The organism is Psychroserpens sp. SPM9 (assembly GCF_025153525.1).
Lineage (GTDB): Bacteria > Bacteroidota > Bacteroidia > Flavobacteriales > Flavobacteriaceae > Psychroserpens.
In genome coordinates this window covers 100,094-123,500 of record NZ_JANZNR010000004.1, presented here as the reverse complement: position 1 = coordinate 123,500, position 23,407 = coordinate 100,094, and the positions used below count along the sequence as shown (strand labels likewise).

The following is a 23,407-nucleotide window of genomic DNA, read 5'->3' as shown; positions in this document are numbered from 1 at the left end:
GGCCTATTTAATAACCTCCTATTTCTTTGTCAATTAGTTTCACAATCTTATCCCCTTTTGACCTTAAACTGTCATACACCCAAAAATGTTCTTCATCGGCCACCCGTTGCATAATCCCAAGTATTTTGGAATTCTTATAAATTAATTCTAAAGTTTTATTTAGCTCTTCTCTGGAATTTGCATGAGATCTCATTTTAAAAAACCTAGAAATCTTGTTAAAATCATCATCAAATAAACCCACCTCCATACTTTCGATAAAATTATTTAAACTCGTTTCACTTTCGTGAATTTCATCATAAAACGCATAATACTCAAAGACGGCATCTTCAATGACCGAGCCTTGTAAATTAGCAATAAAGCCCGAACTTTTTAACGCATCAAATCCTGCCTGGTTCACATTTAAATACTGCTCACCAACGATAGGTACAATTCTACCAATTAATTCTAATGGCATAGAATCTATCATCATACAAGTCATGTATTCTTTTGCTGCTTGATTTTGTCGCATTCTAAGCCTTTTAATCTGATTGATTTCGGTAGTGTCAAATTGTACATTTTTACGAATTGTTTTTAAATACCCATGAAGCTGGTTGTTCGTTTTTCGTTTCTCATTAGCATTATTAATCTGAAGCGCAATCAAAATCCCTATCACCACAAGAATAATTTCACCAATCGCATAGAGCACATACTTTTTTGTACGATTTTGATTGATCATGTTTCTTCGGATATGACGGAAAAATTTAATCATCGAGTTCCTTTTTTATCAGTGTTTCTAATTCGTCTATAAGAGTAACAACTTCTTTTAAAATTGAATTGCTTCCTCCCCAATTATCTTTGTTTAATATTAAGAGATTTCTAATTTCACCACCAGCTTTTATTTCTGAATAATCCTGTAATTCAAGTACGACTCCAAATTCTTGATGCACTATATTTTTTTTAAGAATAGGAAGCCAATCATTTAAAAACATTATTTCCAGATCATGACAGGCTGTATTTGCAGCAACAGATTGGTCATCGTAATACATCCCAAGTAAAAATTGTAGCTGCTTATTACTAATTTTATCAATTCCTTGAGATTTTAATACCTCATAGGCATTGGTTAAGGGTCTATACCTATCAAATCGTACCACATCTGCCAGCCAGTACTTTATGCTATCATGGCTCTTTAAAGTCAAGTCTTCTGCTAAAATTTTATCTATTGAGACTGTGGCAAGTTTCGCATTATGAATGTACTTCGTTAATACCTGTTTATCTTTAATAAGATTGGCTCGTATTTGCGTTAAAATTTCATTCTCAAAAACTTCAGTTTTTCGATTTTCATTCCAGTTGTTAATTTGAAGTGCAATCAAAATTCCAATCACCACAAGGATAATTTCACCAATGGCGTATTTAAAGTACTTGGTTGATTTATTTTCCATAATTAGATTTTGTCGAATATTTCTGAAGAATTTAATCATTATTAAGTTCTGTATTAATAATCGATAAGATTTGCTGTGCCTTTTCTATAATTTCTAAATACTGTATATTTTGATTTTGAGTGCCGAGTGATTTTATTGTTAATGCGTTTAAATAATCATTATTCTTTAACAACAGAGACATATCTAATAGAGACACTTCTGCATTTATATTCATGCTCTTTTTTACTATCGCAGGATGTATTAATGAGGGCGTAATAATTTGATGCTGATAAATTTGAATACTTTGTTCCATGTTTTTTTCAATTCTTTCATTGTTGGAATAATATCTAAATATAAGATCTCGTAAAGTTTTGTTCTTTATAAAGCTCCCTGAACTACTTGATTGTATTTGATTGATAGTTCCTTTTTCTGGAATAAAATAAGACTCCCCAAATAATGTAGTTGTCATGTTTGCCAATAACACCTCATCTTGTTTTGTAAATATTTTTTTTGAGGAAATAAGTATTAAAATGGTATCGATATTATGTACCATTAGATTATTATTAACAACTCTAGCATTAAGCGTCTCTATATCAAAAGTGATGTCTTTTTTTAGGTCTTGTAAATAAACAGTCTCTTGTTTATTTATCTTCCTATTTTCATTCCAGTTGTTAATTTGAAGTGCAATCAAAATCCCTATCACCACAAGGATAATTTCACCAACGGCATATTTAAAGTACTTGGAAGTTTGATTTTTCATAATAAGGTTTTGACGTATGTGACGGAAAAATTTAATCATTGCTGTTTTTGAATTTCAGTTTCTAACAATGTATTTATGTCATCGAGTAGTTTTTCTGTCTTCTTTTGTGTCGAATAGTAATTATCTGCAGCTATGACCAAATTTTCAACCAAATTTTCGAATTGTAATACTTTTAGTAAATCCCTGTTATCAACGGTAAAACCCGAAACTGGGAAGTTAACATTTCTATTTTCTGCTACTTGATCGGCATTTAACCAACTTCCATGTTCAATGATGTAAGCGTTTAAGATATCTTCGTTCTTATCGACAGTGCTAAATCGTTCTTCTAAAATTTCAACTTCTGGCTTCCAAGACGATAACAAGTTTCTTAATTCTGCATTTTTAAATATGCTTAGTTTTCCTGAACTCAATAAATCATCCAAAAAGCCATTTTGCGGATAATAAGGAGTGCTATTATACAACTCATTTAACCAGCTGTTAAATATGTCTTCTGAGTCGGGTTTTGTTTTGCTTCCGGTATGATTAAGGATTTGCACTCCATGCTTCATTATTAATTCCGTACTCGTCTTCACATCTTCTAAAATGGCTTTGTTTTTCAAAAAGTCACGATGAATATTGTTTAAAGCGGTTTGTTCTTGTAGATTCAATTTTCTATTTTCATTCCAGTTATTAATCTGCAATGCAATGAGAATACCAATCACTACAAGGATGATTTCACCGACGGCATATTTAAAGTACTTGGATGTTTGATTTTTCATAATAAGGTTTTGGCGTATGTGGCGAAAAAATTTAATCATTGGTTCTACTTGTTTACTTTTGATGTTTCGGCAATGATTTTGTTGATTATTATTTCAAGATTTTCCAATGCCCGAAGGTAATTGGCAATACTCCATGCATGATTATCTATATTATTTTCAAATTCTAAATCTTGAAACATTTCGAAAGAATTAGGTGTAAGTTTAGATTTTTGGTTCCAGTCTAATAATCCGTAACTATCAATATTTTTAAGCGATGCATTTTTGGTAAGGTAAGGCAACATCATATTTTGTGAAAAATCGTCTAAGGTATCCCAAGCCTCTTCCTTTTCGTTAAGAAAGCTAGACCACTGAAACAAATATAAGCGAAGCGAATCTGAAGAAATCAATTTCAAGTTTCCGGAAGATATAAGATCAGAAAACACATTTTGAGTTGGCCTGTAATCATAACTATTGATACTTTCTGATATGAGGCTATCGGTATTTTGAGCTTTTATAATGTCTTCGGTTTCTCCAATAAGATTTAAAACAGACTTGGTCGATTTTAAGAATTGCTGATAATCAAGCTTAATGCTTTCAAGGTCTGTTTTGTTTTTTCTGAATTCGAAGTTTAGGTTTTTCAGAATGAATTCTTCTTCCTTTGTATTGGCTTTATCGTTATTCCAATTATTGATTTGAAGCGCAATAAGAATCCCAATAACCACTAGGATAATTTCACCAACAGCGTAAATAAGATATTTTGAAAACTTATTCTCTGATAGCAGCGATTGTCTAATGCGACGGAAAAATTTGATCATTCACTTTCGGTTGAAAGCAAATTAAGTTGATGGTGTAGTTAAGGCTGAATAACTATTTGTGTTTAAAGGTATTAAATTGTTACAAATTAAATGCCTTTATATAAAAAAAGCGGACAAATAAGTCCGCTTTAATCTATAAAAATATTATAAGCTCTTAAATATGCAACGCAATATCATCCGTTGCAGCTAAAGCCGCTTCTTTAATTGCTTCAGTAAACGTGGGATGTGCGTGAGACATACGAGAAATATCTTCGGCAGAAGCTCTATATTCCATAGCTACAACTGCTTCGGCAATCATATCGGCAGCACGAGCTCCAATCATATGCACTCCTAAAATTTCATCCGTGTTTTTATCGGCTAGCACTTTTACAAAGCCGTCGATATCCATACTCGCTCTACTTCTACCTAAAGCACGCATTGGAAATTGTCCTGTTTTGTAGGCTACACCAGCAGCTTTTAATTCTTCTTCAGTTTTACCAACGGCAGCAACTTCCGGCCATGTGTAAACCACACCAGGAATTAAATTATAATTGATATGCGGTTTTTGTCCTGCTAAGGTTTCAGCAACCAAAACACCTTCTTCTGATGCTTTATGAGCCAGCATAGCACCTTTAATGACATCGCCAATAGCATAGATATTCTTGGCAGTGGTTTGCAAATGGTCGTTGACTTCAATTTGTCCTCTATCATTTAATTTCACACCTGCAGCTTCAGCATTCAAACCTTCAGTATAAGGTTTACGTCCAACAGCCACAAGACAATAATCGCCTTTAAACTCAACGATATCTCCTTTTTTATTTTGCGCTTTAACAATGACTTCATCTCCTTTGCGTTCAACAGAAGTTACCTTATGCGAAACATTCATACCAAATTTAGCCTTCTTAAACACTTTATTGAGTTCTTTAGATAAGCCTGCATCCATACCAGCAATGATACGATCCATAAATTCAACAACAGTAACTTCGGCACCTAAACGACGGTACACCTGCCCTAATTCTAAACCAATTACGCCACCACCAATTACGATTAAGTGCTTCGGAATTTCCTTAAGCTTTAAAGCTTCAGTAGATGTGATAATACGTTCTTTATCTAACTTTATAAATGGAAGATTAGACGGTTTTGAACCTGTTGCAATGATGCTGTTCTTCGCTTCAATTTCAGTGGTTTCTTTACCTTCAATTTGAATATGAGTCGCATCTTTAAAACTTCCTAAACCTTCATACACATCAATCTTATTTTTCTTCATTAAGAAATCAATTCCGCTAGTAGTTTGGTCTACAACAGACTGCTTACGCGCAATCATTTGCTCTAAATTCACCTTAACATCTCCAGGAATTTCAATACCATGCTCTTCAAAATGCTTAATGGCATCTTCGTAATGGTGAGATGAATCTAATAAGGCTTTACTTGGAATACAACCCACATTTAAACAAGTTCCTCCAAGTGTAGAATATTTTTCAATTATTGCTGTTTTCATGCCTAATTGTGCGCAACGAATTGCTGCTACATATCCACCAGGACCCGAACCTATTACTGCTACATCGTATGATTTCATAAACTATATTTTTATCTAATTTGTATACGAATACAAAAGTACAATTTTGGTTAATTAATTACTATTATTTTGAGGGTTTAAGATGTAATTATAAAAAAAGCTCATTCCTTTTAGATTATTTAACCTAAGTCGAATGAGCGTTTTATCCCTATGTAAATTAATAACATTCCAAAATTGAATGTTTTTGAAAGGTTTTACAATACTCAATTTGAGTAATTTTATGAGTTTAAAGGAAGTGCTGGTTTCTTTTTAACATTCCAACAAGTTCACCAGTAGAGGAAACTTTCAATTTTTTGAGAATATTTCTTCGATGGGTATCGACTGTATGCGGACTAATATTTAATTTTTCTGAAATGATTTTACTCGAATAGTCTAAGAGTAATAACCTAATAACATCGCGTTCCCTATTACTAATTCCTTCGTTTAATAGTTTTTGAGAAAAGTTATTAAAATAGATGGTTTCGTATTCGTTTTGGCTATTTAATAATTTTGCAGAAGCTGTAATTTCCATTTTAATATTTGGATGCAAAATAGTGTAATGTGCGAGTCCGATAATAGGCTTTCCATCAGTGTCAAAAGCTAATGGTGTTGTATTTTGAATGACATTTACATAGACATCATCTGCATTTTTAAACCTAAAATTCCAAGTATAATTAGCACGCTCCCTCAAGTCTTCTGAAATTTCTCCCAAAGTAAATTCCATAAGTTTGTTTAGTGCTGTTAACCAGCCTTCGATATCATCGGGATGAATTCTACTCCAAAAATAACGCATGCCTTTCGTTTTCATCTCAATAGGATCTAAACCCAAACAAGCATTAAAATTCTTGCTTATAAACTCAAAAGTTAAATCTTGAGTATTAGTTACACAAAAAAATGTAGAACTGTAAGGCAAAAAATTATCGAGTTCTAAAATTTTATTAATATGTTCTTTTAGTGAAGGTTTATCGTAAGACTTAAATATGGTTTTATACAAGTCTTTAATCTGATCGTATTTCATTATGAGGCTCCTAATTAATAGAATTATAAATGTAATAGATTTTTTTCAACTAGGAAAACCTAACATGTTCCCCATTCCGACCGTAAATAACCAACAACCATAAATAGCGTGTTCAACAGATACTAAAAGTGTGGACTTAGTTTTCTGAAAGGTTAGTGCGAATAAAATTCCGCCAATAAAAGTCAGTATCATAACCAGTCCGTTTCTAAAAAATAAGTGCGCCAAAGAAAATAAAGCCGCATTTAAAATGATAAATACTGTTTTGCTTTTAAATAAGGATTGATAACGTTGAAAAAAGAAGGTTCGGTAAATCAATTCTTGCGGATACACTGAAAAAATGCTATATACCAATAAAATTACCAACCATAATAAGGGTTTGTTTATAATCACAGTATACAAATTTGGCGGATCGACAATCCACATATAAAGCGAAGTAAGGATAGCAATTACTGTCAGCTGAATTAAAGTTTGATTTATAAACTGCTTACAGTTAAGGTTTTGAGCGATTTTAAATTTGTTTTTTTCAATACGCAATAGTACAAACACAACATATAAAAAGCCTAAAAGCCCAATAATCATCTTTATAAAAAGCGGATATTCTACAGCAAAACTGACTGGCACCAAAATAAATATGATAAAAAATTCGGAAAGCTTATACGATACAGATTGCATATCTAAAGGTAACCAATTTGCATTAAATACTTAGTGCAGTAGTATGCTTCACTTCATTAATCATAAAGGCACTATGTGTACTACCAATATGACTAATCGTTGTGAGTTTTTTTACCATAAACTCTCGAAATTCATCCATATCTGAAACAATAACTTTAAGTAAGTAATCATAGTCTCCACTAATATGATAACACTCTAATACCTCGTCTAATTTGGTCACTTCCTTTTCAAACTTCACCACATAATCTTTAGTATGCTGAGATAATTTGATACTGCAGAACGTAACAAATGCTTTATCTACAGACTTTTTATCGATAAGTGCTACATAGTTTGAAATAACACCTTCGCGTTCTAATTTTTTAATGCGTTCATAAACTGCAGTCACAGAAAGGTTGAGTTTATGAGACAATTCTTTATTGGTTTGCTTGCTATCCTTTTGAAGTAAACCCAACAAGGTTTTATCGATTGTGTCTAATTGTATCATGATTGAAAAATTTTCAGATTAAATATTTGAAACTCAATAACCATCACAAAAATAACCATAAAAACCAATTTATATAGTTTTATTTTCTAAATAATTATTATTTGATTGATATATAATCTAAATACAGCGACATTTGAAGTAATATAAACCAGGTTTACCAAACAAGTAACCTTCTAAATTAGAAACTAATGGCTTTTAAACCAGCTAATAACATTCAAGACTTACAATATTTCGGAGAATTTGGAGGTGTGAATCCTTCAATTTCTGATTCATCAACCTATACATTTCTTTCGGCAAAAACCATGTTTGATACCTTTGAAGGTAATGCTGATGGCTGCTACCTATATTCACGTCATTCCTCCCCTTCAAACTTATATCTTGGAGAAGCGTTAGCTGCCATGGAAGGTACCGAAACAGCCAATGTATCGGCCTCAGGAATGGGAGCGATTACTCCTGTTTTAATGCAGCTTTGTGGCGCTGGTGACCACATTGTTTCAAGCCGAACAATTTATGGAGGAACGTATGCTTTCTTAAAAAACTTTACACCTCGCTTTAATATTGAAACCTCATTTGTTGATATTACAAAACTGGATGTGGTTGAAGCTGCCATCACCAAAAACACCAAAGTTTTATATTGTGAATCGGTGAGCAACCCGTTATTAGAAGTAGCAGACATTAAAGGTTTATCTGAAATCGCTAAACGTCATAACCTAAAATTAGTTGTTGATAATACCTTTTCACCTTTATCTATTTCGCCTGCAAAATTAGGTGCCGACGTGGTGATTCACAGTTTGACCAAATTTATCAATGGTTCTAGTGACACTGTAGGAGGTGTTGTTTGTGGGACACAAGAATTTATTAACGATTTAAGAAATGTTAATGATGGTGCTTCGATGTTATTAGGTTCTACTATGGACAGTTTGCGTTCGGCTTCTGTATTAAAGAATTTGAGAACCTTACATATTCGTATGCAGCAACACAGTTTAAACGCTGCTTTTTTAGCTGAAAAATTTGAACAAGACGGATTGAAAACAGTGTATCCTGGATTGGCGTCTCACCCATCTCATGATTTATTTAAATCGATGATGAATGAAAAATACGGTTTTGGTGGTATGTTGACAATTGATGTTGGTTCATTAGATAAAGCCAATGCGTTAATGGAAATGATGCAAGAAAAAAACTTGGGCTATCTTGCGGTTAGTCTAGGATTTTATAAAACCTTATTCTCTGCGCCTGGAAGTTCAACCTCTTCTGAAATTCCTGAAGACGAACAAGCTGAAATGGGATTGAGTGATGGTTTAATTCGTTTTTCAATTGGTTTAGATGCCGATATTGAACGTACCTATCAAATGATGCGAGAATGTATGGAAGCACTTGATATTTTAGAGAAAGAAGCCGTTTTTTAATTGCTGTTTTTTAGAGCATTTTTAATCACTTCAATTTCGTTTTGAAGTGATTCGAGTTTGGTTTCCAAGGTGTTGTTTTGCGCTTTTAATGTAGCGATTTCATTCTGTTGTTCCTGAATAGCTTTTATGGCTACAACCGTAAAATAATTGTAGTTAACACCATAGAATCCTTCTTCATTCAATTTAACAGCGTCTGGAAAAATATCCATTAATTCTTGCGCCATAAATCCAGCTGATAAAGAAGCGTCGATTTGCTGATCTTTATACTGATACGTATAGGTATTGACGGTATTCAATTTTTGCATTACCTCTGTCATTGGTAAAATATTTTTCTTTAATCGCTTATCTGATGTAACAAAGTAACTACCTGTACCAGCTTCGACATAAGCTCTTCGCACTCCATTTTCAGCAAATGAAAGATGTGTTCCGCTATGGTAAATTTTCCACTCATCAGTATTACTAGGATGTTCTAAAGCTAATCCACCAGCACTAGCTTGTGTTGTGTTGGATTGCTTGATTGTTAAATCATGTGAAGGAGCTGTCGTCATAATGCCTATTCTGTCAAGATTTCCTCTCACAAAGAAAAGATAAGGTTCATTATCACTTTCAACAATAAAATTATTAGAGGCAAGACCTTGATCGTTAAAAACCGTATTTCCTGTAGTAGACATATAGTGCTGTACAATTCCATTACTGTAAAGGTAGAAATTAGCATCATCATTAATATCGAACAAATTTGCTAAAATGGTACCTGAAATAGATTCGTCATACCATTGGGTATCGCCTCCAAAATAAGTATTTCCATTATTTCTGACTTCAAAATGATTGAGTCCTGCACTTTGAACAATAAAATCACCTGCACTATTTAGGTTATGTATTAATGAATAAATACCATGTGTGATGGTCGTATCTTGATTGAGTGCACCACCTAATTGCACAGTACTTCCCAATGTATTGAGTCCGTTAGCTGCTGCTATTGTAGGCGTACTCAAGGTTGCCCAACTTACATTACCTGCACCATCGGTTTGCATCACCTGATTAGCAGTTCCTCTTGAAGCTGGCATGATATATCGATTGCCTGGAGCAGTACCTATGGAAACATTTCCTAAAAAGTAACCAGCATAACTTCCTGATTTTAATGCTTCAGAAAACACGCCATAATGGGTGCCGCCAGCACCTGATATCATTCGATTATACACACCAAACTTAGCGCCGTTTCCCGACCCACTCAATTCATTATAGATACCATAATGAGAGCCATTTCCAGAGCTATAAATATCATTTGATACGCCGTACTTATTAAAATTACTTGAACTACCAATATTATTTTGAACAGCATAATGATTTCCTTGACCCACTCCTGTAAGTAGATTATAAGTTCCAATATGACTACCACTTCCCGAGCCGCTCACTATATGTCTTGAACCATAATGAGTACCGTTTCCATCATTAGTTATCGTTGTATAGTTCCCCGTTTGCTCACCTGCTCCAGTTCCTGTTAAAGAGTTATATGAGCCATAATGTATTCCTGAACCTGAATTGGTGATTTCATTCCTAATGCCATATTGAATTCCGTTTCCATTTCCTTCAAGTTCAGAATAAAGACCATAATGTTCTCCATCTCCTGTATTATTGATATTAGCGTAAAATCCTATTTGATTACCTGTTCCTATGCTTTGAAGCCTTGTCCAGTTACCATAATGCGTTCCAGTTCCAGTTCCTCTTAATACATTATAGGATCCATAATGCAAGCCGTTACCACTGTTATCAATTACATTTATAGTTCCTAATTGTGCTCCAGAGCCTGTGCCTGATAATTGAATTTCAGTTCCGTTATGAGTTCCCGAACCGCTGCCATTCAAACGAATAAATTCGCCGTAGTGCGTATTGTTTCCTGAATTATCAATCCTTGAATAATCACCTATTTGAATACCAGAACCAGATCCTGATAGTAAATTATAAGAGCCATAATGAATACCTGCACCAGTGTTATCAATAAAATTATAATGCCCATATTGCTCACCGTTTCCTGTTCCTGATAGCAAATTATATATTCCATAGTGCAAGTTATTACCGTTATTTGTGATTCTGTTTCTTACTCCAAATTGTTCTCCCAATCCCGAACCACTTAACATATTATCCACTCCAAAATGACTACCAGCACCATTATTATTGATTACTGTAGAAACACCTAATTGAGCTCCACCTCCAGAGCCCGACAAATAGTTATGAAATCCCGTATGCACATTAGTTCCGTTGCCACTTAAAGTGGCTTGAAACCCATATTGCCTTCCATTTCCAGAATTGGTAATATTCGAAGTATAACCTCTTCTCACATTATTATCAGTACCTCCTAATAAAAGATAAGCACCATATTCAGACGTAATACTGCTAATATCTAACGGATAATCTGCTGTGTTTTTACCAATAGCTATATTTCCGAGCGTATATTTATCATCAGAAATATTATCTGGAGCATCTGCTGTGCCTTCCTCATACCAGTCATGATCATCTGTTGCTGTTAATGACGTTACTAAACGTTCCCAGACAGTTCCGTTAAAATAGTAAAAACCAACACCTGAACCTCCTGTAGTTCCTGGATTTGTGTTAAAAATAAGCAACCCTGTAGCTGCTGGATTTACACCATCTAACATGGTATCTGCAACATCTGACAAAGCTACTTTAGGGATTAATACACCTTTATCGGTTGAATTAATATCTAAAACTGAAGACGCTTCAGGATTTGTAGTTCCAATTCCCACTTGAGCACACAAACTATAAGTACATACTATGCAAAAAAATGCGATTAACAATATCTGTTTCATAAATGAATTAACTAAAAATAGACTCATGCAATAAAACTGCATTTTTATTTTTAAATAGTGCCTAACCTTATGGGTTAGTATTTATAAAACATATTTTAAATTATTGATTTTCAACTATATAAAATCATGCAATCAAGTAGACTCTAACATGTATTGAAATGCTTCTTTCCTATTATTCACGCCTAGTTTACTATACGCATTTCGTAAATGAAACTTTACAGTACTTACTGTAACAAACATATCTTCTGCAATATTTGTATTCGTTTTACCAGCAATACAAAGTTTAAGTGTTTCAAATTCTCGTTCAGTAAGAGGGGTTTGAAGTTTTTGATTCAACTCGTCCATATTCAAATCTACAGAAAGTTCAGACGGACTGCTATGAAGCTCCATGAATCGTTTTTGTAATGCTTCAACTTGTAAGGTCTGTGCAATACGTTCTGCTTTTTCTTTTTTATGTTTTATCGTAAAGAAGAGGATTAGCATACTAATAATGGCTAATCCACCAATAATAAGCATTATGTTTTCATTCCTAGCTTTTATCAAATTGGCGCTTTTTAATTGACTTTCATAAGTAAGCTTTTGGATTTCCTTCTCTTTTTTAGTTGTTTCATACTGAGCTTCCAATGCAGCTACACGAGCTTTCACTTCAACATTACTTAGCGAATCTTTAAGTACAATAGATGCATTGAGATATTCTAATGCTTCGCTTGACTTGTTATTTTTTAGTGCAATTTTATAAAGTAAATCGTAGGCTTTTTGCTCACTATTTGCAAATCCGTTAGCTGACGCTTTATCGAGTGCCTGTTTTGCAAATTTTTCAGCTTCAGTTAATTTAAGTTGTTCAATTCTAACATTTGCCATAGCCAATAAAGTCGTAATAGACTCTTCTTGATCACCTAAAACTTTAGCAAATTTATGAGCCTGCTCATAATGAGAATAAGCGCTATCAAGTAAATGTTTTTTCAGAAATATTTTTCCAAGATTAGTTTCAGCATAGACTAACATTGTTGGGTCATTAAGATTCTTGAAGAATCCCCGAGCTTTATTTAAATGATTGATTCCGTTGTCTAGTTCATTTAAATCATTGTACACCATTGCCAACCGTAAATGATTGAGTGCCATATCTGTTGTGTCCTGAATCGTTTCAGAAAGCGCTAAACATTTTTTGGTCGTTTCTAAGGCTTTATCTATTTGACCTAGTTGATAATACACACCTCCTAAATTTCCATATGTTTTGCTTAAAACGTCGTTGAGTTTAGGCTCATTTTTACCTTCAGCTATTTTCATAACTTTTTGGTAGGCATCTAAAGAGGCTTCGTATTCAGCTTTTCCCATAAAAACCAAACCACGTGTATTGTTCACCATTGCCAACAAAAAGTCTGAATGGGTATTTTGAGCAATTTTTTCAGCTTTATCCAGATACCAAAAAGAGGAATCCGCATGATTTACTTGTCCGTAAGCAATTCCCAAATTAAGATAAAAATGACCTTGTAGTGAGTCGCTGGTTTCTTCTACTACATCTTTAAATGAAAGCAAGTTGTTAATCCCTTCTCTTGGATTATCAGTTGTCATAAATTCAGTTAAGGCTTGTTTAATTTGATGTTCAGAAGTTTGGCTAATTCCAAAAAATGATATTAGTAAACAAAAACTAAATATTATTTTTTTCTTAGCATTTTTAAGTTTTAGTTGGCAAAACATATGTGTTAATAGCTTTATTCTCAAACTAATATACTTAAAATATTAAATGATACCAGAATATCTAAGTAATAACATTACCACAATTACACCATTTAAATACCCTTCATACGTTCCCAAAGCGTCGACAAAGTATCACTAAAATCATCAATTTGAGGTTCAAAAGGCTTCATATCTAATCGGTCTTCGGTTTTAAAAAGTTTCAAATTAAAAACTGCTTTATAACCAGTCTTTGTTTTAACAAGTGGGTATCTTAAATCCTTGTAGAGATAATCATTCCCTGCTAATTGTTCTACGTTATAATACCCATTACTAAACCAGGCTAAGTCTTTAATATCTTGATATTTTTCTGGTGTTAAGGCTCTTTGCTTCGGAAGTATTTTCCATTCCGAAAATGAATCAGCAGTATCAAACAACGAGTAAAAAGCAACATGATAGTCTGCTTCAGTTTCAGCAATACCATACCACAAAATATTGTTCAGTATGGAAGGTTGAACACTAAAACGTTCATAAGAAATTCCCTTTTCAGCTAATGATTGTTGAAATACATTATCAATATGGATCTTATTAAAAATGGTAAACACCATATACACAGAACTTATACCAATCCCACATTTTAACCAAAAGCGACGCTTATCACTTTGACGTTTATAACACATCAAAATAATGATACAAATTAAAAAGGGAAGCGTATACAACGGATCGGCTACAGCAATATTGTTAAATGCAACGCGATAATTTGAAAATGGCGCCAATAACTGAGTGCCATAAGGTGTAAAACAATCTAAAATAGGATGTGTACCTAAAGCCCATAAAAATAAGAGTATCCAGTCTTTTCTGGTGGTCGATTCTAATCGCTTACCTGAATCATAGAACTTGTGCACCAGCCAACCTAATAAAAAAGCCGCTAAAACCGAAAACAACAGTGAATGCATAAACCCTCTGTGAAAGAGCATAGCATCAATTTCATTGTTAAAGAAAAGGCTTCCAAAAAATACATCAAGGTCTGGTATTGTGCCACCAATGGCTCCAAACAATAAGGCTTTATTTCCTATTTTCCGACCTAGAACAGCTTCGCCACAAGCCGCTCCTAAAACAATCTGAGTTAATGAATCCATTAGATTTTGACTATTGAAGCGCTAAAGTACGGAACAATTATGATTTGCAGAATAGCCAACATTATTGTAACATTACAAGACTAACTCTAACTAAATTCAAATGAGCGACGATAATAACATTTCAGAATTTAAAGCCAATAATCAAAACATCATTGAAAACAAGGAACTTAGTTTCTTCGAAGCTATGATTCCTGTCGTGATTTTAATAGGATTATTGGCTTTTAATATCTTATTTGTTGAAGATCAAGAATGGTTTGGCACTTACACCAATCAAATTATTTTACTTCTTGGAGGTCTTGTTGCAGCTATTGTTGGTTTTTTTAATAAAGTACCATTCCGTAGAATTCTCACAGAAATATGGGAAAATTTAAAGAGTGTTTTTGTGCCTATTATGATTTTGCTTCTTGTTGGTGCGCTAGCAGGTACTTGGCTTGTGAGTGGTGTAATTCCAGCAATGGTCTATTATGGATTACAAGTATTAAGTCCTGACATATTTTTACCCGCTTCTGTAATTATCGCCGCCATAATTTCTATTGCTACAGGAAGTTCATGGACGACCTCAGCAACCGTAGGTATTGCGCTTATTGGAATTGGAACTGCTCTTGGGGTTCACCCAGGAATGATTGCTGGCGCTGTGATTTCTGGTGCTTATTTTGGAGATAAAATGTCGCCTCTAAGCGATACAACAAATCTTGCGCCTGCTATGGCTGGAACCGATTTATTTACACATATTCGATATATGACACTAACTACTGTGCCAACCATAATCGTAACCCTTATTGTATTTGCAATTTTAAGTGCAACTATTGAAACTTCAGGTAATGCAGATATCAGTGATTTATTGAGTTCTATTGATCATACTTTTAATATTTCACCCTGGCTATTTTTAGTGCCAAGCGCTGTAATTGCGCTTATATTAATGAAAACAAAACCCTTGATTGCTTTAGGTGCTGGTGTTGTGTTAGCTGCCATTTTTGCATTTATTTTTCAGCCTGAAATTTTAACAACGCTATCAGAATCCAAAATTGGAGCCCTTACTAATGCCATTTTTACAGATACTGCTATTGTCACAGAAAACATCAAGTTAAATGATTTATTTGCTGCTGGTGGGATGAAAGGTATGCTCTGGACTATTTACCTTATTATTTGCGCCATGATTTTTGGTGGCGTCATGGATGGGATTGGTGCTTTATCTAAGATCACAAAAGCTTTATTATCTATAGCGACTTCTATCTTCGGACTATTTGCAGCTACGGTCGCGAGTTGTCTAGGTTTGAATATTGCTGCATCAGACCAATATCTCGCCATTGTAATTCCTGGAAAAATGTTTAAGAAAGCTTATGAAGACAGAGGTCTTGCTCCCGAAAACTTAAGTAGAACGCTCGAAGATTCTGGTACAGTAACATCGGTGCTTATTCCTTGGAATACTTGTGGTGCCTACCAATCTGGAGTTTTAGGTGTTGGTGTTGGTGAATATTTTATTTATGCTATATTTAATTGGTTAAGTCCGTTTACAACTTTATTATTTGCTGCTTTCCGAATCAAAATCAGACAAATCTCAGGTAAATTGGCATAGACTATCAGTCTATAATTATTTAAAATAGTTCTTCATTGTTAATCGTATAGCAATACATATCTTTGCAGCCGAATTTAAATTTTAACTCAAAAAAATAAATTAAAAAATGGCTGTATTAGTAGGAAAAAAAGCACCTCAATTTAATGCACAAGCGGTAGTAAATGGTCGCGAATTTGTAAACAATTTTTCTTTGGATCAATTTGTAGGAGAGAAACATGTTGTGTTATTCTTTTATCCAAAAGATTTCACTTTTGTTTGTCCGACAGAATTACACGCATTTCAAGAAAAATTAGAAGAATTTAAATCTAGAAATACTGAAGTTATTGCTGTATCAACTGATACTGAACAATCACACTTTGGCTGGTTACAAATGGAAAAAAATCAAGGTGGTATTAAAGGCATCACTTATCCTTTAGTTGCCGACACCAATAAAACAATCTCTAAAAACTATGATGTTTTGGCAGGAGATTATTTTTATGACGAAAACGATATGTTACAAGCTGATGGAGAATTAGTTGCTTACCGTGGCTTATTTTTAATTGACAAAGAAGGTATTGTTCGTCATCAAATCGTAAATGATTTACCATTAGGTAGAAATGTGGATGAGGCGTTACGTATGGTTGATGCATTACAGTTTGTAGAAGAGAACGGAGAAGTTTGTCCAGCTAACTGGAACAAAGGAAAATCAGGAATGGAAGCGACTCATGAAGGTGTTGCTGAATTTTTAGAAAAGCACGTGAACTAATTCAAGTTCATAACTAAAAAAAAGCCACTCAAAAAGAGTGGCTTTTTTTATTTCAATAGTTCTAACAGGTTTTTAAATTGTTTGTCTAAAGCATGATCATAAGCCGATTTACCTTCATTATCTTTTAAGGATTTATCGGCACCTCTATCTAAAAGTAATTTAATGACAGCTTCTTTATTATACATGGTTGCAAAAATCAGAGGTGTTGTTCCCATTGTGTTTGTCGCATTAATGTTTGCGCCATTGTCAATCAATAATGTAGCTAGTTTTTCATTGCCTTTAAAACACACACCAATCAATGCCGTATTGCCTGTACTATCTTTAGCATCCAGTTCGGCGTGATGCTCTATTAACGTTTTTGCAGCCGCTTCGTTATCAAAATACGTTGCAAAAATAAGCGGTGTAAAACCTCTACCATCTTTAGTATTTACTAATTCTGGATTATGAGTTAACATCGACACAACTGCTACCTGGTTTTTATTTCTTATAGCTTCAAAAAAAAGTTCTATGGTGTTCATCGTTTAAGCTTTAAAATTAAAAAAAGGAATGAGTTGTCGTGTAGCACTCATTCCTTTAAACAGTTATAATTTTCAGATTATTTTAAATCGAAACGATCTAAATTCATCACTTTAGTCCAAGCGGCAACAAAATCTTTAACGAATCGTTCTTCGCCATCATTTGCACCATATACTTCACAAACTGCTCGCAATTCGGTATTAGAACCAAAAATCAAATCTGCTCGTGTTCCTTTAAATTTAACGTCTCCTGTTCTGCGATCGCGTCCTTCAAAAATGGTATCATCTTCAGACGTTGCACGCCACGTATACGTGAAATCAAGAATGTTGGTAAAGAAATCGTTGGTTAAATGTCCGACCTTATCTGTAAATACACCATAGTTAGAATTATCATAATTAGCTCCCAATACTCGTAATCCGCCCACTAAAGCAGTCATTTCAGGAATAGACAATGTTAAAAGGTTGGCGCGATCAATTAGTAAATCTTCAGCAGCCACATCTAATTTAGAGTTCATATAATTTCTGAATCCGTCAGCTAAAGGCTCTAAATAACCAAAGGATTCAACATCTGTTTGCTCCTGAGAAGCATCACCTCTACCTTGCGTAAATGGTACAGCAATTTGATGTCCTGCTTTGCTAGCTGCTTCTTCTACGCCTGCAACACCAGCTAAGACTATCAAATCGGCCATAGAAATTGTTCCGTTGAATTCATTTTGAATACCTTCAAGCACTGCTAAAACTTTGTTTAATTCTGAAGGGTTATTCACTTCCCAGCTTTTTTGAGGTTCTAATCTGATGCGTGCACCATTAGCACCACCACGCATATCTGACCCTCTATAAGTAGATGCTGAAGCCCAAGCTGTTTTTACCAATTGAGACACTGAAAGTCCGGAAGCCAAAATCATCTTTTTTAGAGCAGACACATCAGCATCTGACAACTTATAATCAACTGTAGGAACAGGATCTTGCCATAATAATTCTTCTTTAGGTACCTCAGGACCTAGGTAACGATGGATTGGTCCCATATCACGATGCGTTAGTTTATACCATGCTCTGGCAAAAGCATCTTCAAAGGCTTTATGGTCGTTATGAAAACGCTGAGAAATCTCTAAGAAACCAGGATCCATTTTTAAAGCCATATCTGCCGTAGACATCATTAGAGCTTGTCGTCCGTTTGGGTCTCCAGCTTTAGGAGCCATTTTCGCATTAGAAGCTGCCGTTGGTGTCCATTGATGAGCACCAGCAGGACTTTTGGTTAATTCCCAATCATAATTTAATAAGACATCAAAATACTCATCATCCCAACGTGTTGGACTTGGTGTCCAGGCACCTTCTAATCCACTGGTAATGGTATCATCTAAAACACCTGTACCGAATGTGTTTTTCCAACCAGTACTCATTTCTTCTATAGAGGCGCCATGAGGCTCTATACCTACATATTTTTCTGCATCTGCTGCTCCGTGAGCCTTTCCGAAGGTATGACCACCAGCAATTAATGCGACAGTCTCTTCATCATTCATCGCCATACGACCAAACGTTATACGAATATCATGGGCAGATTTTAAAGGATCTGGATCCCCATTAGGACCTTCAGGATTCACATAGATTAATCCCATATGAGCAGCTCCCAAATGCCCTTCTAAATCACCGTCACTGGTATCATAACGTTCGTCATTGTCTAACCATCCTGTTTCGCTTCCCCAGTATATATCTTGTTCTGGCTCCCAAACATCTTCTCGCCCACCAGCAAAACCAAACGTTTTAAAGCCCATAGATTCTAAGGCGCAATTCCCTGCGAGAATCATTAGGTCTGCCCAAGAAATCTTATTACCATATTTCTTTTTAACAGGCCAAAGTAACAATCGTGCTTTATCTAAGTTTCCATTATCTGGCCAACTATTTAGAGGCGCAAATCTTTGGTTTCCTGAAGCAGCACCACCTCTTCCGTCACCTACACGATAGGTTCCAGCACTGTGCCATGCCATACGTATCATAAATCCGCCATAGTGACCATAATCGGCAGGCCACCAATCTTGAGAGTCTGTCATCAAATCAAGAACATCTTGTTTTAAAGCTGCAAAGTCAACACTATTAAAAGCCTTAGCATAGTCGAAATCTTCACCTAAGGGATTAGACTTTGGCGCATGTTGACGTAAAATATTTAGTTTTAATTCGTTGGGCCACCAGTCTCGGTTTTTTGTTCCGCCACCAGCAGCTTTTTTTTGTGTTCCACTTAAAAAAGGGCATTGTCCAGCGCCTGAATCATTAATTTCCCAAGCATTCCCATCAGAATGTGGATGAGTGTTGTTATCCATAATTATATTGTTTTTAGATGATTTTCGATTCTATAAAGTTAGAAAAAAATAGTGCTAATCCCGAACGGAAATATATTAATATATTATATCAATATTGACAAAATTTATTTAAAACAAAAAAATCATAGCTAAAACAAATTAAATCATTTATCTAATCTAAAATTTTGGAATGACTTACTTTCAATTAAATCAAAATAAGTGGTACTTTTATTGTAACTTATATCTCGATTATACGTCCAATAATTAATCTCAAAATTCAATATTATGTCAGACTCAACTTATACCAAGATATTTTCAGGAAATTTTATTATTGTTCAATTAGCGATGGATCGTTTAAAAAGCGCAGGAATAAATCCGATTATAAAAGACGAATCAGAATCTGGTAGACTAGCAGGTTTTGGCGCTTCCATACAAGGCTACCAAGAGCTTTACGTAAGTGATGAAGAATTAACGCAAGCGCAAGGGATTATTGCCAGTATCAAAGAAGAACTAGAATCTCAATAAGAATTTAATTTTATAAGTGCTAAAATGCGATTACTTAGGCAGTAACTGCGTACATTTTTTCACGTAACTCTTTAATTTTCTTATCGTTCATATACTCATCAAATGTTGTATAACGATCAATAACTCCACTAGGTGTTAATTCTATAACTCTATTGGCAACGGTTTGAGCAAACTCGTGATCATGCGTTGTAAATAAGATAGTCCCTTTGAAGTTTTTTAAAGAATTATTAAAAGCTGTAATACTTTCTAAGTCTAAGTGGTTTGTTGGTTCATCGAGCATTAACACATTAGCTCTAACCATCATCATTCGGCTAAGCATACAACGTACTTTTTCTCCTCCAGAAAGTACATTTGAGGTTTTCAAAGCTTCTTCTCCACTAAAAATCATCTTACCTAAGAATCCGCGTATATAAACCTCTTCACGTTCTTCTTCGGTTGTAGCCCATTGACGTAACCAATCTACAAGGGTTAAATTATTGTTGAAATAGTCGCTGTTATCTAAAGGAAGATAAGATTGTGTGGTTGTAACACCCCAAGAAAATTTTCCAGCATCTGGTTTTTCTTTATCATTTATAATTTGATAAAACGCTGTAGTAGCTCTTGAATCTTTCGAAAAGACAACCACTTTATCTCCTTTATTCAAATTGATATCAATATTACTAAACAACACGTCACCTTCCAAAGAAGCAGCTAAACCTTCAATATTTAAAATTTGATCTCCAGCTTCACGGTCACGTTCAAAAATGATAGCAGGATAACGACGGCTAGAACGCTTGATATCTGCGATATTTAATTTATCGATCATTTTCTTTCGGCTAGTGGCTTGTTTTGACTTGGCAACGTTAGCAGAGAATCGTCGGATAAATTCTTCTAATTCCTTTTTCTTTTCTTCCGCCTTTTTATTTTGTTGCGCGTGTTGTCTTGCTGCCAACTGAGAGGATTCATACCAGAAGGTATAGTTTCCTGAGAAGTGATTAATTTTTCCGAAGTCAATATCAGAAATATGCGTACAAACTGCATCTAAAAAGTGTCGATCATGCGATACAACAATCACACAGTTGTCATAATTTGCTAAAAAGTTTTCTAACCAAGAAATCGTTTCATAATCCAAATCGTTGGTAGGCTCATCCATAATAAGCACATCTGGATTCCCAAATAAGGCTTGAGCTAAAAGGACACGGACTTTCTGTTTACCGTCTAAATCTTTCATTAAGGTATAATGAAACTCTTCTTTAATACCTAAGTTTGATAACATTGCAGCAGCATCACTATCGGCATTCCAGCCATTCATTTCTTCAAACTCAACTTGTAGCTCTCCAATTTTCTCAGCATTTTCATCAGTATAATCGGCATAAAGCGCATCGATTTCAGATTTCAATTTAAACAAGGGCTTATTCCCCATGATAATGGTCTCTAAAACGGTATGCTCATCATACAAGTTGTGATCTTGTTCTAATACCGACATACGTTTACCAGGTTCTAAATGAACATGACCAGAAGTAGGATCCTGTTTCCCTGCAAGAATCTTTAAAAACGTTGATTTTCCGGCTCCATTGGCGCCAATGATTCCGTAGCAATTCCCATTATTGAAGGTCGTATTGACTTCATCAAAAAGAACTCGTTTTCCGAACTGTACTGAAAGATTTGAAACTGATAACATAATGCGTGTTTTAAATATTTTGCAAAAGTAGAAAATTCCATCCATTGAAAGAAACTTAAGCGGCTTATTTTACAGCCAAATTACAGTAAAATCAACATTTAACAACGTATTAACAAGAGATACTATCTGCAAGTTTTATTTTTGTTACAAATAGTAAAGACCTACATTATCGTTATACCTATGAAATTTTACATAGTTGCAATTTTTATATCAACCTTTTTTTTGGGTTGTTCTTCCCATACTGATGATGGAGTTGTTGCTTATTTTGGTGGTGAAATTATTAATCCGAACAACAATTACGTAACCATTTATAGTAATGAATCTGAGCGTGATACCATCTATTTAGACAATCAAAACAGGTTTATCTACAAAATTAAAAACTTAAAATCGGGACTGTATTCATTTACACATGGTGGCGAGTATCAAACCTTACTTATCGAGCCTAATGACAGTATCTTATTTAGACTTAACACCAACGATTTTGATGAGTCGTTAGTATATACAGGCGAAGGTTCTCATAAAAACAATTACTTCATCAGAGCCTTTTTAAACGATGAAAGTGAAAACAAAAAATTTAATAAGCTTCAACGTTTAGAACCTGAAGAATTTGAGGTTCATGTCAAGCAACAAAAAAAACGCAAGCTGGCCAACCTAGAACGGTTTAAAGCTATCCATGAGGTTTCTCCGCTCTTTCTTAAAATAGCAAATGCCAGCATCAATTATGACTATTACGCATACAAGGAAATGTATCCTTTTGGGTATTTTGGAAATAATCAACTTATTCATGTTAAAGACTTACCTGAAGGGTTTTACGATTACCGTTCTGAAATAGATTTTAATGATGAAAGCCTAAGTGGTTTATATTCATACAACCGTTTTTTACTTTGGCATTTTCAAAATATTGGGCTTCAAAAATATTATCACGACGGTTCACACCTAGCGTTTAACAGACATGCATTAGATTATAATATGGATAAACTCACGATGATAGATAGTGTGATTCAAAACAAGACTATTAAAAACTATGTTTTGATGTATGCTACTCGCGAGTTTATTTTTAATAGTGATAATGCCGAAAAGTCGAAAAGCATGTTGGCAGCTTACCTCGAGAAAAGTACCGATGAAGATAATAATCAATATATAAGTGATTTGGTCACTTCTACAATTAATCTGTATCCTGGGAATATAATTCCGAGTCTTGAGATTGTTAATTTTGATAATAAGGTATTGGATTTACATTCGGTTATCAAGCAACCAACAGTAATTTATTGCTGGTCTTCTAATTTTAAATGGAGTTACAGAAATAATCATTACATGATGAAAAGTCTGAAAGCCAGATTTCCTGAAGTAAATTTTATTGCCATCAATATTAACGATATGGATATTCAGTCGTGGAAAAAAACGCTTAAACTCTTGAAGTTTCCTACAGAAAATGAATACATGTTTAAAAACCCAAACAAAGCGGTAAAAACATTTGCTATAGCGTATTCTCAAAGAGTCTTAATTGTTAATGAAAAAGGGACTATTGTTTGTTCTAATGCTGATTTGTTCAGTGATAATATTGAGAAACAAATTGAAAAGGCTTTAGTAGCAAAACAAGCCATGCCATTAACGTATACCGCTAAGTAATT

Annotated in this window: 20 protein-coding genes; 5 read left to right on the top strand and 15 right to left on the bottom strand. The window is 34.3% G+C overall.

Going from position 1 to position 23,407, the window contains the following annotated elements; translation table 11 throughout:
• Positions 1 to 7 precede the first annotated feature (7 nt).
• The 9 genes from N4270_RS09535 to N4270_RS09495 all read right to left on the bottom strand — a co-directional run bounded on the left by N4270_RS09535 (position 8) and on the right by N4270_RS09495 (position 7,417).
• Positions 8 to 748, bottom strand: a complete 741-nt coding sequence (locus tag N4270_RS09535) for a DUF6090 family protein (RefSeq protein ID WP_260096845.1) — start codon at positions 746 to 748, stop codon at positions 8 to 10.
• Positions 741 to 1,418: a DUF6090 family protein gene (locus N4270_RS09530; RefSeq protein WP_260096844.1), complete on the bottom strand. Its 678-nt coding sequence runs from the start codon at positions 1,416 to 1,418 to the stop codon at positions 741 to 743. The genes N4270_RS09535 and N4270_RS09530 overlap by 8 nt, the downstream gene beginning before the upstream one ends.
• Positions 1,419 to 1,449: 31 nt before the next feature.
• Positions 1,450 to 2,157, bottom strand: a complete 708-nt coding sequence (locus tag N4270_RS09525) for a DUF6090 family protein (RefSeq protein ID WP_260096842.1) — start codon at positions 2,155 to 2,157, stop codon at positions 1,450 to 1,452.
• Between the two features lie 35 nt (positions 2,158 to 2,192).
• Complete coding sequence (locus tag N4270_RS09520; RefSeq protein ID WP_260096840.1) at positions 2,193 to 2,915, bottom strand: DUF6090 family protein; 723 nt, start codon at positions 2,913 to 2,915, stop codon at positions 2,193 to 2,195.
• Between the two features lie 44 nt (positions 2,916 to 2,959).
• On the bottom strand, positions 2,960 to 3,709 hold the full coding sequence (locus tag N4270_RS09515; protein WP_260096838.1) for a DUF6090 family protein: 750 nt from the start codon (positions 3,707 to 3,709) through the stop codon (positions 2,960 to 2,962).
• 154 nt (positions 3,710 to 3,863) lie between these two features.
• Positions 3,864 to 5,264 (bottom strand): dihydrolipoyl dehydrogenase, encoded by a 1,401-nt coding sequence (gene lpdA / locus N4270_RS09510; protein WP_260096836.1) that lies wholly within the window; start codon positions 5,262 to 5,264, stop codon positions 3,864 to 3,866.
• Between the two features lie 226 nt (positions 5,265 to 5,490).
• Entirely contained in the window at positions 5,491 to 6,261 is a 771-nt protein-coding gene (locus N4270_RS09505; RefSeq protein WP_260096835.1) for a LuxR C-terminal-related transcriptional regulator, read from the bottom strand.
• Between the two features lie 45 nt (positions 6,262 to 6,306).
• Positions 6,307 to 6,933 carry a CPBP family intramembrane glutamic endopeptidase gene (locus N4270_RS09500; RefSeq protein ID WP_260096833.1) on the bottom strand — a complete coding sequence of 209 codons (627 nt, stop codon included), beginning with the start codon at positions 6,931 to 6,933 and terminating at the stop codon, positions 6,307 to 6,309.
• A gap of 22 nt (positions 6,934 to 6,955) precedes the next feature.
• Positions 6,956 to 7,417: an Lrp/AsnC family transcriptional regulator gene (locus N4270_RS09495; RefSeq protein WP_260096831.1), complete on the bottom strand. Its 462-nt coding sequence runs from the start codon at positions 7,415 to 7,417 to the stop codon at positions 6,956 to 6,958.
• A gap of 188 nt (positions 7,418 to 7,605) precedes the next feature.
• Between N4270_RS09495 and N4270_RS09490 the strand changes: the two genes are divergently transcribed.
• On the top strand, positions 7,606 to 8,823 hold the full coding sequence (locus tag N4270_RS09490) for an aminotransferase class I/II-fold pyridoxal phosphate-dependent enzyme (protein WP_260096829.1): 1,218 nt from the start codon (positions 7,606 to 7,608) through the stop codon (positions 8,821 to 8,823).
• Here N4270_RS09490 and N4270_RS09485 read toward each other — a convergent pair.
• The 3 genes from N4270_RS09485 to N4270_RS09475 form a co-directional block, all read right to left on the bottom strand.
• On the bottom strand, positions 8,820 to 11,648 hold the full coding sequence (locus N4270_RS09485) for a tail fiber domain-containing protein (protein ID WP_260096828.1): 2,829 nt from the start codon (positions 11,646 to 11,648) through the stop codon (positions 8,820 to 8,822). The genes N4270_RS09490 and N4270_RS09485 overlap by 4 nt on opposite strands.
• 132 nt (positions 11,649 to 11,780) lie before the next feature.
• The gene (locus tag N4270_RS09480; RefSeq protein ID WP_260096827.1) at positions 11,781 to 13,220 is read right to left on the bottom strand and encodes a tetratricopeptide repeat protein; all 1,440 of its coding nucleotides are present in this window, start codon (positions 13,218 to 13,220) and stop codon (positions 11,781 to 11,783) included.
• Between the two features lie 218 nt (positions 13,221 to 13,438).
• Positions 13,439 to 14,461: a metal-dependent hydrolase gene (locus N4270_RS09475; RefSeq protein ID WP_260096826.1), complete on the bottom strand. Its 1,023-nt coding sequence runs from the start codon at positions 14,459 to 14,461 to the stop codon at positions 13,439 to 13,441.
• 100 nt (positions 14,462 to 14,561) lie between these two features.
• Between N4270_RS09475 and nhaC the strand changes: the two genes are divergently transcribed.
• Together nhaC and N4270_RS09465 are read left to right on the top strand one after the other, a co-directional pair.
• Positions 14,562 to 16,037 carry a Na+/H+ antiporter NhaC gene (nhaC, locus tag N4270_RS09470; protein ID WP_260096824.1) on the top strand — a complete coding sequence of 492 codons (1,476 nt, stop codon included), beginning with the start codon at positions 14,562 to 14,564 and terminating at the stop codon, positions 16,035 to 16,037.
• Between the two features lie 106 nt (positions 16,038 to 16,143).
• Positions 16,144 to 16,782, top strand: coding sequence for a peroxiredoxin (locus N4270_RS09465; protein WP_204345390.1), 639 nt, complete (start codon positions 16,144 to 16,146; stop codon positions 16,780 to 16,782).
• A gap of 47 nt (positions 16,783 to 16,829) precedes the next feature.
• Here N4270_RS09465 and N4270_RS09460 read toward each other — a convergent pair whose 3' ends face one another.
• Both N4270_RS09460 and katG read right to left on the bottom strand, forming a co-directional pair.
• A complete protein-coding gene (locus N4270_RS09460) occupies positions 16,830 to 17,300 on the bottom strand; it encodes an ankyrin repeat domain-containing protein (protein ID WP_260096822.1) in 471 nt (156 codons plus the stop codon).
• A gap of 77 nt (positions 17,301 to 17,377) precedes the next feature.
• Positions 17,378 to 19,612: a catalase/peroxidase HPI gene (katG, locus tag N4270_RS09455; protein WP_260096821.1), complete on the bottom strand. Its 2,235-nt coding sequence runs from the start codon at positions 19,610 to 19,612 to the stop codon at positions 17,378 to 17,380.
• A 264-nt stretch (positions 19,613 to 19,876) separates the two neighbouring features.
• Here katG and N4270_RS09450 point away from each other — a divergent pair, with 264 nt between their 5' ends.
• Entirely contained in the window at positions 19,877 to 20,116 is a 240-nt protein-coding gene (locus tag N4270_RS09450) for a DUF2007 domain-containing protein (protein ID WP_260096819.1), read from the top strand.
• Between the two features lie 34 nt (positions 20,117 to 20,150).
• Here the strand turns inward: N4270_RS09450 and N4270_RS09445 are convergent, their stop codons facing one another.
• Positions 20,151 to 21,776, bottom strand: coding sequence for an ABC-F family ATP-binding cassette domain-containing protein (locus N4270_RS09445; protein WP_260096816.1), 1,626 nt, complete (start codon positions 21,774 to 21,776; stop codon positions 20,151 to 20,153).
• Positions 21,777 to 21,956: 180 nt separating this feature from the next.
• Here N4270_RS09445 and N4270_RS09440 point away from each other — a divergent pair, with 180 nt between their 5' ends.
• The gene (locus N4270_RS09440) at positions 21,957 to 23,405 is read left to right on the top strand and encodes a hypothetical protein (RefSeq protein ID WP_260096815.1); all 1,449 of its coding nucleotides are present in this window, start codon (positions 21,957 to 21,959) and stop codon (positions 23,403 to 23,405) included.
• Positions 23,406 to 23,407 lie beyond the last annotated feature (2 nt).

What these genes read in the sequence shown, in the direction of transcription:
- N4270_RS09535 (WP_260096845.1), bottom strand. Translation starts at nt 748, where the DNA reads ATGATTAAATTTTTCCGTCATATCCGAAGAAACATGATCAATCAAAAT.
- N4270_RS09530 (WP_260096844.1), bottom strand. Translation starts at nt 1,418, where the DNA reads ATGGAAAATAAATCAACCAAGTACTTTAAATACGCCATTGGTGAAATT.
- N4270_RS09525 (WP_260096842.1), bottom strand. Translation starts at nt 2,157, where the DNA reads ATGAAAAATCAAACTTCCAAGTACTTTAAATATGCCGTTGGTGAAATT.
- N4270_RS09520 (WP_260096840.1), bottom strand. Translation starts at nt 2,915, where the DNA reads ATGAAAAATCAAACATCCAAGTACTTTAAATATGCCGTCGGTGAAATC.
- N4270_RS09515 (WP_260096838.1), bottom strand. Translation starts at nt 3,709, where the DNA reads ATGATCAAATTTTTCCGTCGCATTAGACAATCGCTGCTATCAGAGAAT.
- lpdA (WP_260096836.1), bottom strand. Translation starts at nt 5,264, where the DNA reads ATGAAATCATACGATGTAGCAGTAATAGGTTCGGGTCCTGGTGGATAT.
- N4270_RS09505 (WP_260096835.1), bottom strand. Translation starts at nt 6,261, where the DNA reads ATGAAATACGATCAGATTAAAGACTTGTATAAAACCATATTTAAGTCT.
- N4270_RS09500 (WP_260096833.1), bottom strand. Translation starts at nt 6,933, where the DNA reads ATGCAATCTGTATCGTATAAGCTTTCCGAATTTTTTATCATATTTATT.
- N4270_RS09495 (WP_260096831.1), bottom strand. Translation starts at nt 7,417, where the DNA reads ATGATACAATTAGACACAATCGATAAAACCTTGTTGGGTTTACTTCAA.
- N4270_RS09490 (WP_260096829.1), top strand. Translation starts at nt 7,606, where the DNA reads ATGGCTTTTAAACCAGCTAATAACATTCAAGACTTACAATATTTCGGA.
- N4270_RS09485 (WP_260096828.1), bottom strand. Translation starts at nt 11,648, where the DNA reads ATGAAACAGATATTGTTAATCGCATTTTTTTGCATAGTATGTACTTAT.
- N4270_RS09480 (WP_260096827.1), bottom strand. Translation starts at nt 13,220, where the DNA reads ATGACAACTGATAATCCAAGAGAAGGGATTAACAACTTGCTTTCATTT.
- N4270_RS09475 (WP_260096826.1), bottom strand. Translation starts at nt 14,461, where the DNA reads ATGGATTCATTAACTCAGATTGTTTTAGGAGCGGCTTGTGGCGAAGCT.
- nhaC (WP_260096824.1), top strand. Translation starts at nt 14,562, where the DNA reads ATGAGCGACGATAATAACATTTCAGAATTTAAAGCCAATAATCAAAAC.
- N4270_RS09465 (WP_204345390.1), top strand. Translation starts at nt 16,144, where the DNA reads ATGGCTGTATTAGTAGGAAAAAAAGCACCTCAATTTAATGCACAAGCG.
- N4270_RS09460 (WP_260096822.1), bottom strand. Translation starts at nt 17,300, where the DNA reads ATGAACACCATAGAACTTTTTTTTGAAGCTATAAGAAATAAAAACCAG.
- katG (WP_260096821.1), bottom strand. Translation starts at nt 19,612, where the DNA reads ATGGATAACAACACTCATCCACATTCTGATGGGAATGCTTGGGAAATT.
- N4270_RS09450 (WP_260096819.1), top strand. Translation starts at nt 19,877, where the DNA reads ATGTCAGACTCAACTTATACCAAGATATTTTCAGGAAATTTTATTATT.
- N4270_RS09445 (WP_260096816.1), bottom strand. Translation starts at nt 21,776, where the DNA reads ATGTTATCAGTTTCAAATCTTTCAGTACAGTTCGGAAAACGAGTTCTT.
- N4270_RS09440 (WP_260096815.1), top strand. Translation starts at nt 21,957, where the DNA reads ATGAAATTTTACATAGTTGCAATTTTTATATCAACCTTTTTTTTGGGT.